At 54.8% G+C, this 17,589-nt stretch carries 13 protein-coding genes and 6 tRNA genes; 12 read left to right on the top strand and 7 right to left on the bottom strand.

The genetic code is table 11. From position 1 onward, the window contains the following. Window positions 1-5 precede the first annotated feature (5 nt). Genes C5Y96_RS23150 through modB form a run of 3 tightly spaced genes read left to right on the top strand, consistent with a single transcriptional unit; the run spans window position 6 to window position 4,386 of the window. Window positions 6-2,813, top strand: coding sequence for a c-type cytochrome domain-containing protein (locus C5Y96_RS23150; RefSeq protein ID WP_105358379.1), 2,808 nt, complete (start codon window positions 6-8; stop codon window positions 2,811-2,813). A 56-nt stretch (window positions 2,814-2,869) separates the two neighbouring features. Beyond that, the gene (modA, locus tag C5Y96_RS23145) at window positions 2,870-3,688 is read left to right on the top strand and encodes a molybdate ABC transporter substrate-binding protein (protein WP_146115779.1); all 819 of its coding nucleotides are present in this window, start codon (window positions 2,870-2,872) and stop codon (window positions 3,686-3,688) included. Between the two features lie 2 nt (window positions 3,689-3,690). Next, window positions 3,691-4,386: a molybdate ABC transporter permease subunit gene (gene modB / locus C5Y96_RS23140; protein WP_105358375.1), complete on the top strand. Its 696-nt coding sequence runs from the start codon at window positions 3,691-3,693 to the stop codon at window positions 4,384-4,386. Between the two features lie 63 nt (window positions 4,387-4,449). On the opposite strand, the gene C5Y96_RS23135 is transcribed toward modB, so the two are convergent. Further along, window positions 4,450-6,750, bottom strand: coding sequence for a glycoside hydrolase family 2 protein (locus C5Y96_RS23135; protein WP_233199066.1), 2,301 nt, complete (start codon window positions 6,748-6,750; stop codon window positions 4,450-4,452). A gap of 506 nt (window positions 6,751-7,256) precedes the next feature. Between C5Y96_RS23135 and C5Y96_RS23130 the strand changes: the two genes are divergently transcribed. The 8 genes from C5Y96_RS23130 to C5Y96_RS23110 all read left to right on the top strand — a co-directional run bounded on the left by C5Y96_RS23130 (window position 7,257) and on the right by C5Y96_RS23110 (window position 10,866). Continuing rightward, a tRNA-Phe gene (locus C5Y96_RS23130) sits at window positions 7,257-7,328 on the top strand. 44 nt (window positions 7,329-7,372) lie between these two features. Continuing rightward, window positions 7,373-7,445 (top strand) — tRNA-Glu (locus C5Y96_RS27510). Between the two features lie 7 nt (window positions 7,446-7,452). Beyond that, window positions 7,453-7,537: transfer RNA gene (locus C5Y96_RS27505), tRNA-Ser, on the top strand. A gap of 12 nt (window positions 7,538-7,549) precedes the next feature. Further along, window positions 7,550-7,623 (top strand) — tRNA-Leu (locus tag C5Y96_RS23125). Between the two features lie 106 nt (window positions 7,624-7,729). Beyond that, window positions 7,730-7,805, top strand: a tRNA-Leu gene (locus C5Y96_RS27500). A 16-nt stretch (window positions 7,806-7,821) separates the two neighbouring features. Continuing rightward, window positions 7,822-7,908, top strand: a tRNA-Ser gene (locus tag C5Y96_RS27495). Between the two features lie 158 nt (window positions 7,909-8,066). Continuing rightward, on the top strand, window positions 8,067-9,563 hold the full coding sequence (locus C5Y96_RS23115) for a sulfatase (RefSeq protein WP_233199065.1): 1,497 nt from the start codon (window positions 8,067-8,069) through the stop codon (window positions 9,561-9,563). A 163-nt stretch (window positions 9,564-9,726) separates the two neighbouring features. Then, window positions 9,727-10,866 (top strand): pyruvate kinase, encoded by a 1,140-nt coding sequence (locus C5Y96_RS23110; protein WP_146115778.1) that lies wholly within the window; start codon window positions 9,727-9,729, stop codon window positions 10,864-10,866. A 65-nt stretch (window positions 10,867-10,931) separates the two neighbouring features. On the opposite strand, the gene pstB is transcribed toward C5Y96_RS23110, so the two are convergent. From pstB to C5Y96_RS23085, 5 genes are all read right to left on the bottom strand, one after another. Then, the gene (pstB, locus tag C5Y96_RS23105; protein ID WP_105358369.1) at window positions 10,932-11,726 is read right to left on the bottom strand and encodes a phosphate ABC transporter ATP-binding protein PstB; all 795 of its coding nucleotides are present in this window, start codon (window positions 11,724-11,726) and stop codon (window positions 10,932-10,934) included. A 26-nt stretch (window positions 11,727-11,752) separates the two neighbouring features. Further along, complete coding sequence (gene pstA, locus C5Y96_RS23100) at window positions 11,753-12,679, bottom strand: phosphate ABC transporter permease PstA (protein ID WP_105358367.1); 927 nt, start codon at window positions 12,677-12,679, stop codon at window positions 11,753-11,755. After that, a complete protein-coding gene (gene pstC / locus C5Y96_RS23095) occupies window positions 12,679-13,596 on the bottom strand; it encodes a phosphate ABC transporter permease subunit PstC (protein ID WP_233199064.1) in 918 nt (305 codons plus the stop codon). The genes pstA and pstC overlap by 1 nt, the downstream gene beginning before the upstream one ends. 188 nt (window positions 13,597-13,784) lie before the next feature. Then, complete coding sequence (pstS, locus tag C5Y96_RS23090) at window positions 13,785-14,861, bottom strand: phosphate ABC transporter substrate-binding protein PstS (protein WP_199188773.1); 1,077 nt, start codon at window positions 14,859-14,861, stop codon at window positions 13,785-13,787. A gap of 521 nt (window positions 14,862-15,382) precedes the next feature. Next, window positions 15,383-15,727, bottom strand: a complete 345-nt coding sequence (locus C5Y96_RS23085) for a hypothetical protein (RefSeq protein WP_105358363.1) — start codon at window positions 15,725-15,727, stop codon at window positions 15,383-15,385. Window positions 15,728-15,774: 47 nt separating this feature from the next. On the opposite strand from C5Y96_RS23085, the gene C5Y96_RS23080 reads away from it, so the two are divergent. After that, window positions 15,775-16,287: a general stress protein gene (locus C5Y96_RS23080; protein ID WP_105358361.1), complete on the top strand. Its 513-nt coding sequence runs from the start codon at window positions 15,775-15,777 to the stop codon at window positions 16,285-16,287. A gap of 68 nt (window positions 16,288-16,355) precedes the next feature. Here C5Y96_RS23080 and odhB read toward each other — a convergent pair whose 3' ends face one another. Beyond that, on the bottom strand, window positions 16,356-17,573 hold the full coding sequence (gene odhB / locus C5Y96_RS23075; RefSeq protein ID WP_105358359.1) for a 2-oxoglutarate dehydrogenase complex dihydrolipoyllysine-residue succinyltransferase: 1,218 nt from the start codon (window positions 17,571-17,573) through the stop codon (window positions 16,356-16,358). Window positions 17,574-17,589 lie beyond the last annotated feature (16 nt).

The raw sequence follows: 17,589 nt of genomic DNA, 5'->3' as shown, positions 1-17,589 counted from the left end.
ACGCCATGAAAACTGCAAGCTTACTTACCCTTCCGTTGGTGGTCGTGTCGTGCTTCTGGCAATTCGCCGCTGCTGATTCGCCAACCTACACCAAAGACGTAGAGCCCCTGCTGCGTAAGTACTGCGTCGGCTGTCATAGCGATGTCGAACCAGAAGCGGAGCTTTCCCTGCACACATTCAAGTCGCTGCAAGGGAATTCGTCGGAAGGGCCGCTGCTGAAACCAGGCGACCCGACTGCCAGCCAGTTGACTGCTGTCATGCTTGGTTCGACTGAGCCGAAGATGCCGCCGGAAGATGAACCACAGCCAAGCCAAGACGAAATTAACCGGATCGTCGAGTGGATCAAAGCGGGAGCACCTAAGGGGGATTCCTCGGCAGATTCGCCATGGAAGCTGGCAGTCGATCCGATCGCGTCTAGTGCAAGCGTTCGACCTGTCTCGGCGCTAGCCGTTTCCCCAGATGGGAAGCTGATTGCTATTGGCCGGTACGGGCACGTTGCACTTTTCCAACTCGACGAACAGGGCTCTTACGACGCCGCCAACCCGTTAACCGAGATCGCAGGGCTTCCTGGCAAGGTGACGTCGTTGAATTTCAATCGCGAAGGGAACCAGATCGCCATCGCGTCGGGAGTCACCGGTCTGGCTGGTTATGCGGCGATTTACGCTACCGATACCGGAAAGCAGAAAAAAGCATTTGAGGGCCATGCCGACATTCTGTTCGACGCCGAGATTTCGCCAGACGGGAAGACCCTCGCCACGTGCGGTTACGACCGTAAGATCGTGCTGTGGGATATCGAAAGTGGCAAGTCGCTGCACGAACTGACCGGGCACAATGGAGCCGTATACGACGTAGGCTTCAGCCCTGACAGCCAATTCCTGGTCTCCGGTAGCGCGGACGATACCTGCAAGGTATGGCGTGTAAGTGATGCGATGCGGCTAGATACGCTGCCGCAACCGCTGAAAGAGGTCTACTGCTGTGCGTTCTCGCCTGATGGAAATACGATCGTTGCCGGTGGTGCCGACAATAACCTGCGGGTCTGGAAGTTCGTCTCGCAGAGCGGACCGAAGATCAATCCGATGATTCAAGCTCGTTTTGCACACGAAGGCCCTGTCCAGCGTCTGGCGTTTGCCGACGATGGCCAGAAACTGTTCACCGTTGGCAACGATCTGGCGGTAAAGCTATGGGACACGTCGAACTACTCGGAGTTGAAGCTTTGGAGCGACCGTCCCGAAGTCTCGATGGCTGTCGGATATGCTTCCCCATCAAAGTCTCTTTTCCTGGGGCAGATGAATGGTGACGTCCAGCGGATTACGTGGACCAGCGACGAGCTGAACACACAGCAAACCCAGCAGGTCGCCGCGATCGAACCGATGCCAATCACCACTACCGACATGAACGCCACCAACGAGGCGGAAGGAAACGACACGCCTGAGTCGGCGCAGAAGGTTGCCTTACCGACTAAAATCAAAGGGACCATCCATAACGAGGCCGAAGGACCCGACGTCGACTACTACCGTTTCTCGGTTTTGGCTGGCCAATCGTGGGTGCTGGAAGTCAACGCGGCCCGCGCAAAGAGCCCTCTCGATTCGCACATTTCCATTTACCACTCCGATGGTTCGCCCGTGGAACGTGTGAAACTACAGGCCGTGCGAGATTCGTACTTCACTTTCCGCGGCAAGGACGACGCGACTTCAGACGACTTCCGAATCTTCAACTGGGAAGAGATGAAGCTGAACCAGTATCTGTACTGCAGCGGAGAAATCGTTCGGCTGTGGCTCCATCCACGCGGCCCCGATAGCGGTTTCAAGGTCTACCCAGGTGAAGGACAACGCTGGGGCTATTTCGATACCACGCCGTTGGCCCACGCATTGGGTGAACCATGCTATGTCGTTCAGCCAGTACCCAGTGGCCAGGCAATCGTTCCTAATGGCCTGCCTGTCTTCACACTTTACTACGAAAACGACGATGAATCTCGCCGCACCATGGGAGATGACTCGCGTCTCTTCTTCACCGTACCGTCCGACGGCGACTACCTGGTGAAGGTTCGCGACGTGCGCGGGTTTGAAGGAGAGAAGTTCTCTTACGAGCTCACCGCTCGTCCGCGGAAGGAAGACTTCCGTGTCGATAACGCGTTCCGTGACATTTCGATTGGGGCCCAAAGCTACCGCGAAGTTCGGTTCCGCTGCTCGCGGATGGATAACTTCGACGGGCCAATCGATGTTCAAATCGAAGGCCTGCCGGAAGGGTTCACGATTACTTCCCCGATTACGATCGAAGAAGGTCAGATCGAAGCAATGGGGGTCTTGCACGCAGGCCAGTCGGCCAAGACGCTCACCGAAGAGCAACTGAAGCAGATCAAGATTTCGGCCTCGGCCAAGATCGACGGCAAACCGGTGAAGCATGATGTGGCTGGCTTCAAGAAAATTGAAGTCCGCGACAAGACCAAGTTGGCCCTGCGTATCGAACCTGCTGAGAAGGGAGTCGCACCGATCCAGCAACACGAAGATGGCTTGCTCGAGTTCGAAGTTCAAGCAGGCGAGACGATCATGCTCAAAGTGATCGCCAACCGCAACGGCGATAACAGCAACATCAGCTTTGGCAAGGAAGGTTCCGGCCGAAATCTCCCCTTCGCGGTCAACGTGGCCAACTTAGGGCTGAATGGGTTGATGATTATGTCTGACCACGACGAACGCGAATTCTTCATCACCGCTGATGAAGTCGCCGAGCCGACATCCCGCCTGTTTCACCTGCAAACTGGCTCCGACGGAGGGCACGCGACGCAGCCAGTGCTGCTGCACGTACGACCCAAGTAGTCGGGCACCTTTAAGTCTGGCTACCGATCTGCGTAAAATGTTCGGATTCCTTCATCGTGAGTCCGAACATGTTCGCCGTTGAGTTCAAACACGTTATCTGCTGCCTGGTTTGGCTATTTGCCCTGTCCAGCTTTATGCTGGGCTGTTCGAACGCTTCTGGCAGCAAAGCACCGACGGTCGTTATTCTCGGAGCGGCTAGCACCAAGGATCTGCTAGAGGACATTGCCGCGGCGGCGAAGGCTTCGCTGGGTGATCCTATCGAGATAGAAATCAGCACCGGCCCATCTCACGCTCTGGCCCAGCAGATCCTTTCTGGTGCTCCAGCGGATCTTTACGTGTCCGCCAATCGTCAGTGGGCGGAAGCGATTGTCGATGCCGACCTGGCGAGCGACTCGATCGATTGGCTGGCCAATTCGATGGTGGTTGTCGCCCCGGCGAACTCGAAGCTTTCAATTAACAGCCTGGAAGATCTCACTTCTGCTGACGTCAAGCGAATCGCCCTCGCTGGCGAAAACGTTCCAGCTGGGATCTACGCCGAACAGGCGCTCACGCACTACAAGCTGTGGGACCCTTTAAATGTGGCGGGCAAGATCATCCGCGGCCATGATGTCCGTAGTGCTCTTGCCTACGTCCAGCGAGGCGAAGTCGACGCGGCGATTGTTTACGCCACCGATGCTCGATTGACGGACGACGTTCGTGTCGTGGCGAAGCTAGACCCAGCTTCGCATACGCCGATTATTTATCCCCTGGTGAGAATGCGGACAAGCTCACGCGAGTCAGAGCAGGTTTACCAGTTCTTTCTGGGAAGTGAAGCCCGGCAGATCGCCGAAAGCTACGGCTTTCAAACGCTAGTCACCGACCAGGGAAAGGAGTAGCGGTGGACTCCCACGAAATTGCTGCCGTACTGCTAAGCCTGCGTGTGTCGTTGATTGGCGTCCTTCTTGGTCTTCCGCCGGGGTTGGCTTGCGGCTGGCTACTGGCCCGCAAGTCGTTCTGGGGGAAGACAGTCCTCGAGACGGCCATCAACCTGCCGCTGGTACTGCCGCCTGTGATTACCGGATATTTGCTGCTGGTGGCGTTTGGGCGCAACGGTGTGCTCGGATCGCTGCTGCAAAACTGGCTGGGCATCTCTATTGTCTTCGACTGGAAAGGGGCGGCGGTCGCTTCGGCCGTGGTGGCCTTTCCATTGATGGTACGTTCCATCCGTCTAGGAATCTCTTCAGTCGATCCCACCTTAGAAATGGCAGCCGAAACGCTAGGGGCCACGCGGTGGGATGCGTTCTGGACGGTGACCGTACCGCTGGCTCGCTCGGGAATTATTGCCGGGTGCATCCTGGCCTTTGCACGAGGTTTCGGCGAGTTCGGTGCCACGATCATGATTTCGGGCAACATCCCTGGCAAAACGCAAACGGTACCGCTGTATGTTTACGATCAGATGGAAACGCCGGGCGGTGTGCAGAACGCAACTGGCGTGATCATTGTTTCCATCTTGATCGCGGCAGCGGCACTGTGGGTTAGCGAGCGGCTCGAGCGGAATTCACGCGTCGCGCCGAAGCAATCGTCTGACGGATAAAAAAACTCCGGCGTCGCTGGCAGCGAGGCCGGAGTTTGTCGGTTCAAGTTGTTGTGATCGAGGTTATTTGGTAACCGGTACGTGGATCGCTTTGAGTTCCTCGGCAGGCATCTTGATGACCTTTCGATCAAAAGTCATCAGGCCGTTGATCTCGCTTTCGACGTCGGTTGTCTGGGTGTAGACCGCACCGGCGATCCCTTCGCCTTTTAGCTGAAGAAGCTTATCAATCGATTCTTCGTAGCGGGCCTGGTACTCTTTAGCCGAACGCGGCAGTCCACCGTAACCCCAGTTTGCCTGGGTTTTCTTCCATAGGTGCCCTTCAACCGGCCAGCCGTGCCCGCCGAACTCACCGACGACCTTCACCATCTTGTTGAGTCGTTCCTGCTGGAGTGGGAACGACGGATGTGGGTAGCTGTGATGATCGGCGACATGACCGACTGGCCAGTAGTTGCCACCGCTGGCAATGTTGACTAGCCGCGTTGGATCGCGCTGCAGGATCCAATCGCCGGTTGCCACTGTGCGATGCTGTCCCCAGGCTTCGTTGTACGGCACCCAGACGACAATGCTTGGGTGGCTTTCCAGCGTGGTGACCATCTCGTCGAATTCTCGAAGATACTGGGCATGATCTTCGTCGGACCACTCGGCGTCGACCGGATCCGGCTTCATCCGTGTCCAAGGTGGGCTCTTGCCGCCGCTAACCTGGTCTTGCCAGACCATCATCCCAAGTCGATCGCAGTGATAGTAATAACGTCGCGGTTCGACCTTGATATGCTTGCGGATCATGTTGAATCCGGCTGCCTGGAGGTACTCGATGTCGAACAACATCGCTTCGTCGGAAGGAGGAGTCAGCAACCCATCAGGCCACCACCCTTGATCGAGCGGGCCCCAGTGGAAGATTGGCTTGCCGTTCAGGGTGAACCGCAGATCGCCATCCTCGTCACGAACCGTTCCCACCGAACGAATGCCGGTATAGGTGCTCACCATGTCGATGACTGCCCCCTTTTCGTCGAGCACGGCCACGGTGATATCGTAGAGGTGAGGACTACTTGGTGACCAGAGCTTGGCATCGGCGATCTCCACCACGAGATCCTCTTTCGCCGTAGTGACGTCGGCGACGGCGTTGCCGTTGTCGTAGACGGTTGCTTTCAGCGAAACCTTCGCGGCTCCGTTTCCTTCGATCGTCGGTGCAATCTGAATGCGTCCGGTTTCGGGATCGGTCAAGATCTTCACATCCGAGATGTACGTGCTGGGAACCTGTTCGACCCATACGGTCTGCCAAATCCCGGAAACAGGCGTGTACCAGATGCCGTGCGGATCAAGCGTCTGCTTGCCACGCAACTGCGCGCCGCCGGTCTTGTCTTCGACTCGAACGACGACATCATTCAGCCCTGACTTGGCAGCTTTGGTAACGTCGATGCTGAATGGCGTGTTTCCACCAACGTGGCTGCCGACCTCCACACCGTTCACAAAAACGCGGCAGGCGTAATCGACGGCTTCGAAGTTTAAAAGTGTGCGCTGCCCATCTTGCGGTGCCAGTTCGACGCTGCGGTGATACCAGAGTGCTTCGGTAGGACGAAGATTTCGCTGAACGCCAGACAGCTTCGATTCGAGAGCGTAGGGAACCAGGATCTGTCCAGTCCATGCTTCGGGAATGTTGTCCTGGTTTTCGGAAGTGACCGCGTAGTTCCACTGGCCGTTCAGATTTTCCCACTTGTCGCGCGTCATTTGCGGACGGGGATATTCTCGCCAGGCATTCTCAGGTGTGACCTCAGAACCCCACTTGGTGATCAATTCGGACTGGTACGGACGATCGGGGAGACGTGCCGGAGGCAGCTTGGGGACGTTGTTTTCATCGATCAAATGAATATCGATGTACTGCCCTCCGGTGTCTTGCCGTGTATGGGCGGCGAGAATGTTCTTGCCGATTTTCAGCGCTTGACGTCCTTCGTCGGTCAGCGGATAGACACTGTATTCGGTCGACCAGCGGGCAAACTTGGCAACTTGCACGCCGTTGAGGAAGACCTCGGTGTCTTCGTCGTGATGCACCAACAGAGCTGGCTTTTTGGGAATGGTCTCCAAGTCGTAAGTGCGGCGCAACCAGATATGATCGGTGTTCCAAACGGTACCGATCCGAGAGTTTGGCGTACCACGCGTTCCGAAGCCGCCGTAACCTTCCTGCCACTTGCTGTCGTCATAGTCGGCTAGTTTCCAGCCGTCGGTCGGCGGGACGAATGTGTACTTCCAGGGGCCATCAATCGCGTAAGGGTCTTCATCGGCGGCAGTTGCCGCCAGCGGCATCATTGTAACTGCTAAGGCGAGCAGCCAACTGAGTGTTCTAGGGTGAAACGCAGCGCGAAGGTTCATGATTCTTGTCTCCATTATCAAGATTTGGGGCGAAGAGCGTGATGTGGCAGGTATCCCTATTTTGCCATACCAAGGCCCCTGAACGAATGAGTTGCCACGTTTCGCTTTTGAGAATCGTTGCGTCTGGTTCAACGTGGAGAGCTAACTCAACCAAGGCTCCAACCGCAATTCCCGGATGGTGATTAGAACTTAGGTCTCAGTGTCAATCGGGGGATTTTTTCCTGCTTAGTGCGAACCTATTCGCGACACGTTCGTCTAACCCTTTGAACAAAAGATTCACCCTTTGGTAACACGCCAACGGTTTTGGAAGGAATTGATTCCCATGTCGCGCCGCAATTTTAGTCTGCTTTTAAATTCGTTAAGCGAACAACTGCGCCGCGAATCGCGATTTCTATCCCTATCGCGTGAACGCAGTCTGCTTTGATTCTGTGCTGGAAGATCGCAAAGACCTTCAGCCCGGAGTCAACGCGACTTCGGGCTTTTTTCGTGTCGCGATGACACCCTCTGGACTGGTAGCTGAGACGGTATAGCGGCGGTTTGAAGAACCGCAGACGAGGATTCGAGCGCCTCCCGGTCCGCTTCTGCGCTTTGCTGGAATAGGCATCGTGCTGCCAATTGAATTGGCCCGTTCGACTTCGGGTGAGGTCACCGGTCTTTCAAGCCGGTCAGGCAGGGTTCGACTCCCGCACGGGTCACTAATTCGGAAGTCATCCGGCTGGATGAGGACACTGTTTTGAAAACAGCTGACGGCTTGCTCCGTTTGTGGGTTCGAGTCCCACGGCTTCCGCTTTTGAAGATTAGCTCGGTAGGCAATTGGCAGACCACCTTCGCTCAGAACGAGGGATGCTGTGGGTTCGAATCCCACTCGAGCTACTTTTCCGTTGGCCCGGTGGCAACTGGTTGACCGCTCGAACTTAAAATTCGGGGACGCTGCGGGTTCGAATCCCGTCTGGGCCACTACAACATCGCGGATGTACAAGACCAGGTACGCAAACTGGAAAAGCGGTCACGGTGAGAACGTGGTGAGTTTGTGGGTTCGACTCCCACCTTGGTCACTGTTGGTTTTAACTTGGAAGGTAGCCGAATACGGCTTGTCGGGCCGGTTTGCTAAACCGTGCGGTCCTCATGGCCATGTGGGTTCGAATCCCATGCCTTCCGCTTCTTTTACGCTTTTTACGGTGTATTCGTACCGATTTCCTTGTGATTCGTCCTCCCCGACTGGAAAGTTGGCAGCTATTGACGCAAATTAGGGAGTGAACCTCTGGCCGTTCCCGATGCGGCTCCCCCTGCTCTGCCCCAGTTTACGAGGACTCTTCATGATGAACTTTGTCCGTTCCATGCTTGTTCTAGCGTGTTTCCTAGGCATTCCGCTTTCGCTTGTTTCGGCGGCGGATGCGGCCGATAAACCGAATATTTTGTTCGTCTTGTGCGACGACCTTCGCCCCGATGCGGTCGGTTGCCTGGGTAGCGAGCACGTAAAGACTCCTCGAATCGATCAAATTGCCAAGGAAGGGATTCTCTTCAATAACTCGTTCTGCACGACTTCGCTGTGCTCTCCTAGCCGAGCGTCGATCTTGACCGGGCTGTATGCTCACGCGCACGGTGTCACGAACAATTTCACCGAATTCCCGGCCGAGATGGCGACGTTTCCTAAGCGTCTGCAGGACGCTGGGTACGAAACGGCCTACATCGGCAAATACCACATGGGAGAAGACAACGACCAGCCGCGCCCCGGGTTTGACTGGTTCGTCACCCACAAAGGTCAGGGAAAGTACTTCGACACTGCCTTCAACATCAACGGCCAGGGCGAAAAGGTCGTCGAAGGGTACTACACTCATGTCGTTACCGACATGGCGATCGACTGGCTGGAAAAGGATCATGGCGATAAGCCATGGTGCCTGATGATCGGCCAAAAAGCACCGCACAGCTTCTATTTTCCGGAGCCCAAGTACGAGCACGCGTTCGACGATGTCGAAGTGAAGTACCCGGCAACGGCCTTTGATCTGGACGACAACCCGAAGTGGATGAAGAAGCGGCTGTATACCTGGCACGGCATCTATGGCCCACTGTTCGACTGGCGGAAAGACTTTCCAGATGACAGCCCAGAAGGGGTAAAAGCCTTCGAGAACATGGTGCATGCCTACTGGGGAACCGTTCTGAGCATCGACGACAGCATGGGGCGTCTCTATGACTGGCTGGATAAATCAGGCCAGTTGGATAACACGGTTATTGTCTTCATGGGGGACAACGGGCTCCTCGAGGGTGAGCACGGAATGGTCGACAAGCGAACGGCCCACGAAATGAGTATTCGCGTTCCGCTGATCGTCCGTTATCCTAAACTCGGCAAGGAAAAGGCTCTCGATCAGCAGGTTCTAACCGTTGATATGGCTCCGACGCTGATCGAACTTGCAGGAGCGAAGCCGATAAACGAAATTCACGGTAAGTCGTGGGCAAAGCTGGCCACTGGTGGTGACGACGATTGGCGAAAGTCGTGGTTATACTACTACAATTACGAAAAGCAGTTCCCCTACACGCCAAACGTCCGGGCCCTGCGAACCGATCGCTATAAGTTCATTCGTTACCCGCATGGCGATGGTTCCCTTGACCGTCATATGGCCGAGCTGTATGACCTAAAGGCAGATCCAGGCGAAGGGACCAACCTGGCAGAAAAGCCGGAACATGCTCAATTGGTCATGCAGTTGCGGCAAGAGTTATCTGATCAGATGGGATCGGTCGGGCTGACATCAGCCACCGACAAGATGCCCATCGACGAAGGGATTGGCTCGGAACTGCCAGACGAAAAGATCCGCTAAGGGAAACCTTGGCCGAATAACATGAGAACCGCGGACGCGAAACGATCGAGTTTCGCGTCTGTTTGTAAACGGACACCGCTGGTGTCGAGATTGTCCTATGAACACGGAAGGTTTTTAAGCTTTGGTTGAGCCAAATCCCATTCTTCAACCGACGACCTCGGCCATGCTTAAGCGTACAAAGGTCGCGGCAACTCTTGGGCCAAGTGCTTCACGACCTGGCGAGCTGATGCAGCTTGTCCGTGCGGGAGCCGATGCGTTCCTATTAGACTTAGGGCACGACAATGCATCGGTGTGGCATGATCGGCACGAGGCCATTCGTGAAGTCGAAGGAATGACCCAGCAGCCGATTGCGCTGCTGGTGGAAGTTCCGACGGAGGAAGGAACGAACGGGGGCGAGACTCACATCGATGCTCAAATTATCAGCTGGATTGCCAGTCACGAGGTCGACTACGTTCTGATTTCTGTTCCCCGTGGCTCGCACAGCATCGCAGAAGTTCGCAAAATTCTCGCCAAAACTGGTAGCGGAGCCGCCGTGATGGCGAGACTTGACCATGCGGGCAACTATCGCGATATCGACAGCATCATTCAGTCGGCCGATGGGGTTGTCGTTACAGGGACAGGCCTTTCAGAGTTGGAAACCTGGTCGATCCCGGTGATGCAGAAAATGGTTGCTCGGCAATGCCAAATTGGTGCCAAGCCTTGCCTGGTTGGTCGCGGCATCCTGACGAACATGCTGCAAACCAAAGAACCCAATAACAGCGAAGTCTTCGATATTGCGAACGTCGTCTTCGATCACGCCGACGCTATTCTTTTAGGTGAAGAGACGGCAACCGGCAACTTTCCAACGCAGGCAGTCGAGGTGCTCTCGAAAACGGTCATCGCTACCGAGAGTCTGATGGAGATTACCGACCGTCCGATCAAGGTCGGCTTTGGTCAGCCTCCGAATACGGCCGCACTAGCCTATTCGATTCGGCACATTCTCAAGATGCAGGAAATCGCGGCGGTTGCTGTTTACTCGCATTCGAGCATGACGACTCGCCTGATCACCAAGAACTGGATTGATTGTCCTGTCCTTGGCCTTTCAGATTCGCCGACGACCGTGCGTCAGATGGGTGTCTACCACGGTGTTGTCCCGCGGCAGATGAAAGCACCAGGCACCACGGCTGAGATGTTGGCCACGACGACTTCGATTGCCAAGCAATTAGAGTTAGTTGTGCCGGGAGATCGTATGATCGTAGTTTCGGAACTGCCGATTCGTTCGACCGACAATGCCAACGCATTTGTGATCGAGACGATTACGTAGTGTGCCCCTGACACAGAGGTAGCGTTTTACCATAAGTGAAACGCTACCAGGCCAATTGTTCTCCGTTAGCTGAACTCACCGCGGATGTATTGCCGCGTGTATTCCTGCTGAGGATCTTCAAAGAGCTGCTTTGTTTCTTCGTGTTCGACCAAGTAGCCGGTACGGCCCCCTTGCGTCGTGTCGACATAGAGAAACGCGGTCTGGTCGGCAACGCGTTGTGCCTGTTGCATGTTGTGGGTCACGATCGCGATCGTGTACTTCTGCTTGAGCTCTTTCATGAGCTCTTCGATCTTACGCGTGGCGATCGGATCGAGTGCCGAGCAGGGTTCGTCCATCAGCAGGACTTCCGGTTCGACAGCAATGGCTCGAGCGATACACAGACGCTGCTGCTGGCCGCCAGAGAGAGACAAACCGCTTTGCTTCAGCTTGTCTTTGACTTCGTCCCACAATGCGGCACCACGAAGTGCCCGTTCGACAACTTCATCGTAGTTACCGCGGTATCCATTAATGCGAAGACCGTAGGTGATGTTCTTGTAGATGCTCATCGCGAACGGGTTGGGTTGTTGAAACACCATCCCGATGTGGCGACGGACGGCGACCGGATCAATGGTCGTGCCGTAAATATTCTGCCCGCGGAAGTGCACATGACCTTCGAAGCGGAAGCCTCGGATAAGGTCATTCATGCGATTCAAGCATCGCAGGACGGTGCTCTTCCCGCAGCCAGAGGGACCGATAAACGCGGTTATCTGTCCTTGCTTGATCGGGATACGTGTATCACGAACTGCTTTGAAGTTACCGTAGTACAGTTCCTTCACATCGCAGTCGATCACCGTGTCGTTTGCAGCTTGGCTATCGATCATTGGGTTACCGATCCTATTTCGGTAGTTTAACGTTTCGGTCCGCTGGAAGACAGGCTCTTACCTATCAGGTTCGTCACGAGTACCACTAGCACTAAAACTAATGATGCGGACCAGGCCATCTCTCTCTGATTGTCAACGAACGAAGATGAAAAATTGTAAATGAGCACTGCCATCGAAGCAGTGGGCTCATTCAGTTCAAGCGACGTTGGCGACCAAGTCGACATGGACCAATAGTTGCTAAAAAGGGCGGTAAACAAAAGAGGTGCAGTCTCACCCGCCGCTCTAGCAACCGCCAGCATAACCCCCGTTATGATTCCCGGCAATGCAGTAGGCAATGTGACATACCACATTGTCTGAGTTTGTGTCGCTCCCATCCCAATAGAAGCTTCCTTCATCCGAGATGGAACCATCCGAATGGCCTCTTCTGCCGTCAGCATGACGACGGGAAGCATCAAAATGGATAATGCGACCCCCCCAGCATAGGCAGAAAATCCCCCGGTGACCAATACCACCGCCCCGTAGGCGAACACACCGGCCAAAATCGAGGGAAAACCGCTAAGGACTTTGGCACAAAAGCGAACGACACTGGCCGTTTTGCTTTCCGATCCGAGTTCTGCCAGAAATATCGAAGCCATGATGCCAAACGGTACGCTAATCAGTGCCGCGATGGCGACCATGATCAATGTGCCGACTAGGGCATTTCCAAACCCACCCCCATCTTCAAATGCCGTTGGGGGCAATTCATAGAAATTCGATAGCTTTATTTTCGATGCCCCTCGGTAGAAGAGCATAAATACGACAGAGAATAACGGCACTAAGGCCGCAAAGGTAAGCACCGTCGTGACCAGGCTGAGAAACATGCTCAGCATAGTTCGTGGTTTCCTCAGCGAGCGTTCCAGCTGGCGAAGGTCGATTTCACTGGCCTGTAAAGGGTCTTTTCCAGGAGATGCCATTAACGCATTCCTTTCAGACCGGCGGTTGCCCGCTGCAGGATCAGGGCCCCAAATATATTCACGACCAAGGTAATGGCCATCAGGACCACCCCGGCATACATCAGGACGCCGACCTTCATTTCATCGCTGCCGGCCTCCGAGAAGTTATTGGCCAGCAAGGCAGCCAGTGTATTCGCGGGGGAAAAGATCGAGATTTCAATCGTATTCATATTCCCAACCAGCATCGCCAGGGCCATCGTTTCGCCTAGAGCACGTCCAAACGCCAATACGATACCACCAAAGATGCCGCCGGATGCCGTAGGTAACACGACCGATAGAATTGTTTCCCAGCGGGTCGCCCCCAGGCCATACGAGGCCTCGCGCAGCTTCGGCGGGACCGCCACGAGGGCATCGCGGCTGATCGCAGAAATAGTCGGCAGAATCATGATCGCTAGGACGAATGAAGCAGTCAGCATGCCGGGTCCTTGGTAGCGGGTACCAAAGATCGGGAACCACCCCATGTTTTCGTGCAGCCAATTGCAGGGCTCACGCAGCAAGGGCATCACCACGAAGATTCCCCACAGCCCATAAACAACGCTAGGGATCGCGGCGAGAAGCTCCACGAGATTCTTCAAAGTACTTTCCGACCAGCTAGGTAGTTTGCCCCAGAACTTGTGAAATTGGAGGCCGAAAAGCTTCAGAACATTGAATACGAAATTACCTAAGTAGCCTTCGCTGAGAAACACGGCCACGGCTATTCCGAAGAACGAGCCAATGAACAAGGCGAGCAGCGAGCTGTAAAGCGTTCCCCAGATTTCGGGAAGAATGCCGAATTCTGACGTGTTAGGGTCCCACGTACGACCCGTTAAAAAACCAGCGCCATACTCTTGGATCGCTGGGCTCGCCTTCCAGGTAATTTGTAAGACGATATAGGCCATGACGATAATCGTCAGCCATGCGAAGGCCGAACAGGCAAGTCGGAAAACTCGATCCGTACCTCGCTCAAGCGGGGTCGGAGGCCGAGAAATCGGCGACCTTGTTGGATGATCCATAGATGCCGCAAAGTGTTTTTAGGAAAAGAAACTGGCTTGGTGAGCTACTCACCAAGCCAGGTGCAAGTCTTCTACTACTTGGCGGAAATGTTATCCAGCGCGGCGGTAACCTTGCTGGTAACGGCTTCCGGCAACGGAATGTATCCGAGCGGCTCGCTCGACTCCTGTCCGGTTGTCAGACAGTACTTGATCAAATCCTTGAACGCTTCCACTTTGGCGGAGTCGTCGTAAGTCTTGTAGGCGATGATCCAAGTGTAAGTAACAATTGGCCACGACTCGTCCCCCTCGGGATCTGGCAAAAACGCGATCAACGAAGGCGGGAATTCCACGGCGGCCAGAGCGGCTTGAGCCGACTCAATCGAAGGCTTAATGAACTTGCCCGACTTGTTTTCGAGGGAAGCCATCGACAGTTTCGCCTTATCCGCAAAACCGAACTCGACGTAGCCGATCGAGCCTGGGGTTTGCTTCAGCGAAGTGGTAACCCCTTCGTTCCCCTTGCTCTTGGTACCAACTGGCCAGTTCGGAGCCTTATTGACGCCAACGTCGCTCTTGAACTTCTCGCTGATAGCTGCCATGTGCTGCGTGAAGTTGAAGGTCGTACCGCTGGAATCGGAACGAACGATCACGTTGATGTCGGCATCAGGCAGTTCTACTCCTTCGTTGGTGGAGGCGATCTTAGGATCGTTCCACTTGGTGATTTCCTTCAGGAAGATACCGGCGTAAGCTTCGCGGGAAAGCTTCAATTCGCTGACGCCTTCCAGGTTGTAGGCAATCACGATCGCACCCGCAGTCATCGGAAGCAACTGTACGCCGCGTTCGACCTTGGCCATTTCTTCTTCGGTCATCGCCGCATCGCTGGCACCAAAGTCAACCGTACCGTCGATCACGGCACTTACGCCAGCTCCGCTACCGACCGATTGATAGTCGACCTGAACGTTTTTGTGTTCATCAGAGTAGGTCTTAAACCAGGATGCGTACAAGAGAGCGGGGAAGCTTGCCCCGGAACCTTGCAACTTGACGAGTTCACCAGAGCTGGAACCGCCACCTTCACCAGATGCGGTTGGCTTGCTTCCACCGTTGCAGCCGACCGTGGCGACCAACATGGCAGCCAAAGCGACATACGAACCCAAGTTGGATGGAGTGATTTGCATGCTTGGTCGTTTCCCCAATAAAGGATTACCCAGGATGTTATTCGAGATCGTAATAGGAGATTCACCGAGCCCTTGCACAAACCCCTCACACGAGCGGCGTATAAACTCGGCCTAACCTCAGGCGAAGGCTCTCGTGAGCCCCTCGATCTTCAGCGAGAGATACTCAATCCAGCCGCAAATTCGCCCTGCAGACACAAAATCTAAGGGGTGTACTCAAGCATCACAACCCGCTGAAGGTGGTGCGCGCAGAATCTTAACATACGCCTTAACATTTCCAGCTCATATTGCGGGAACAACTACTGTGTTCTATCGGCACGAACAGGAAGCAAGGCACTTAGAATCAATGGGGCCTATCAAACTTAGGTTCGCTGCAATCGAGAGCGATTCCCATTAACAAGCATCGATGAATTTCGCCTGAACCTACGGCTCGATGCTGGTGCAGAGACGACCATCCTGGGTTTCGTGGGAGCAAAAAAAAAGCCATCCAAAATGGATGGCTTTTCGATCTAGGTATTTGCCGCTTAGCTTGCGGCGACTGCCTTCAGAAAGGTCGTCATATCGATCGTATTCAGCAGCAGACCGATCTGCTTCATTTCCGCGACCTGTTTTCGCCGTGCTCTCTCTTCTCTGCTCCACGAACGTCGTACGTCGCGACAGGCCTGTGTAAGCGAACATTTCGTCTGTTGTTGTTCTTCAGTGGACGGCGATTCAAGGCAAACTAGCGGGCTCATATGTCTAAACTCCATTTTGAAGAATGCGTTGTAGTCGTCCGTGGAAATCGCAATTGCCGTACCAATCTTGCTGAAATGACTCGAAAACCACGTAATAGGAATGACCTTTGCGATGGTTTCAATCAAGAAAAACACGTGATTCTCTCGCGTTATTTGCCTAGAATTCGGTAGGAGGATGAAACATGTCCAGACACTGCACTGTCGCGATTTTCGATGAGTTTACCGCTGCTCAAGAGGCGGTTCAGAAGCTTGACGACAGCAAGTTTCCTTCCGATCAGGTCTCGCTGGTGGCAAACAGCGTTCATCAAGATCTTCAATCGACCAATATTCTCCAATATGGAGATGAGGCCGATCGAGATGCCATGTTTGGGGCGGGCGTGGGTGGTCTCTTGGGGTTCTTCATGGCCGCTCCTCTGCTCACCATTCCTGGTTTTGGGCTCATGCTGATTGCTGGACCGATTACCGCAGGGTTTACCGGAGCGATCGTGGGAGGCTTTCTCGGTTCGATGTTGGGCTGGGGCGTACACGAAGACCATGTTGCCCGGTACGAGGATGAAGTCCGCCAAGGTGCTTTCCTGGTGGTTGCCAGCGGCGATCCTTTCGAAGTCGATTACGCGAAGCAAATACTCGATCAGACAAACGCTCGGTCTGTTTCGATGCATGCACGCGAGAGTGCGGATAGTGTCGAGCCGTAACCTTTGACGTGCATAAAAAAATAGCCGGCGAATATCACCGGCTATTTCTATTCTCACGCGACGCCTAATTAGGCTTCGATCAGCATTCGCGATGGTTCTTCGATTGCTTCCTTGATGCGTTTCAGGAAGGTGACCGCTTCGCGACCGTCGACAATCCGGTGATCGTAGGTCAGCGCCAGGTACATCATCGGGCGAATCACGACCTGGCCGTTCACAGCCACAGGGCGATCTTCAATCGCATGCATACCGAGAACGCCACTTTGCGGCGGGTTAACGATTGGCGTCGAGAGCATCGAGCCGTACACGCCGCCATTGCTGATGGTGAATGTACCACCGGAAAGCTCTTCCGGCTTCAGCTGGTTGGCCTTGGCACGACCGGCGAACTCTTGGATTGCCTGTTCGATCTCGGCAAAGCTCATCCGCTCGGCAAACTTCAGAACTGGAACCACCAGGCCCTTACCCGAGCCGACGGCGATACCAATGTGGAAGTAGTTGCGATAGACAATATTCGTCTCGTCGCGAATTTCGGCGTTCAGCTCTGGATGGGCCTTCAACGCATCGATCAAGGCCTTGGTGAAGAACGACATGAAGCCCAGTTTGACACCGTAGCGCTTCTGGAACGATTCGCCATGTCGCTTTCGCAGGTCCATCACATACGACATGTCAACCTGGTTGAATGTCGTGAGCAGAGCAGCCTTCTGCTGGGCTTCCACCAGCTTCGAAGCAATGCGGCGACGGATGAGGCTCATCGGAATGACCTCTTCCATCTCCTTCTCGTTGCGATTGCCCGAGTCGGCGCTGGGGCGGCTGGAGATCGACTGAACGTACTTCTCAACGTCTTCGCGGCGAACGGTCTTGCCAGCCGGCGAGACGTCCGAAGCGGAAAGACCATGCTTCAGCAGTTCACGACGACCTGATGGGGTCGCTTGGGTGTCGTCACTCCCTGAAGCCGACTTTGCGTTGCCATCTTTCTTGGCGGCAGCAGGCTCTTCTTTTGGCTGCTCGGCCTTCTTGGCTTTCTTATCCGACTTGGCGGCCGGTTTGCCGGTACCTTCCTCGAAGAGCGCGATCACTTCGCCAACCGAAACGATCTCGCCTTCCTTCTTCAAAATCTTCTGAAGGGTGCAATTGGCCGGTGCAGCGAGGTCCATGGAAGCCTTGTCGGTTTCCAACTCAACAACGTCTTCGTCTTCCTGGACGTTGTCCCCTTCGCTTTTCAGCCACTTGAGGATCTGCACTTCCTGAATCGACTCACCCGATTCAGGCACTTTCAATTCGATGGTCATCTTCCGCAGCTGTCCT

It is taken from the genome of Blastopirellula marina (assembly GCF_002967715.1).
Lineage (GTDB): Bacteria > Planctomycetota > Planctomycetia > Pirellulales > Pirellulaceae > Bremerella > Bremerella marina_B.
This window is presented reverse-complemented; position numbering and strand designations above follow the sequence as displayed.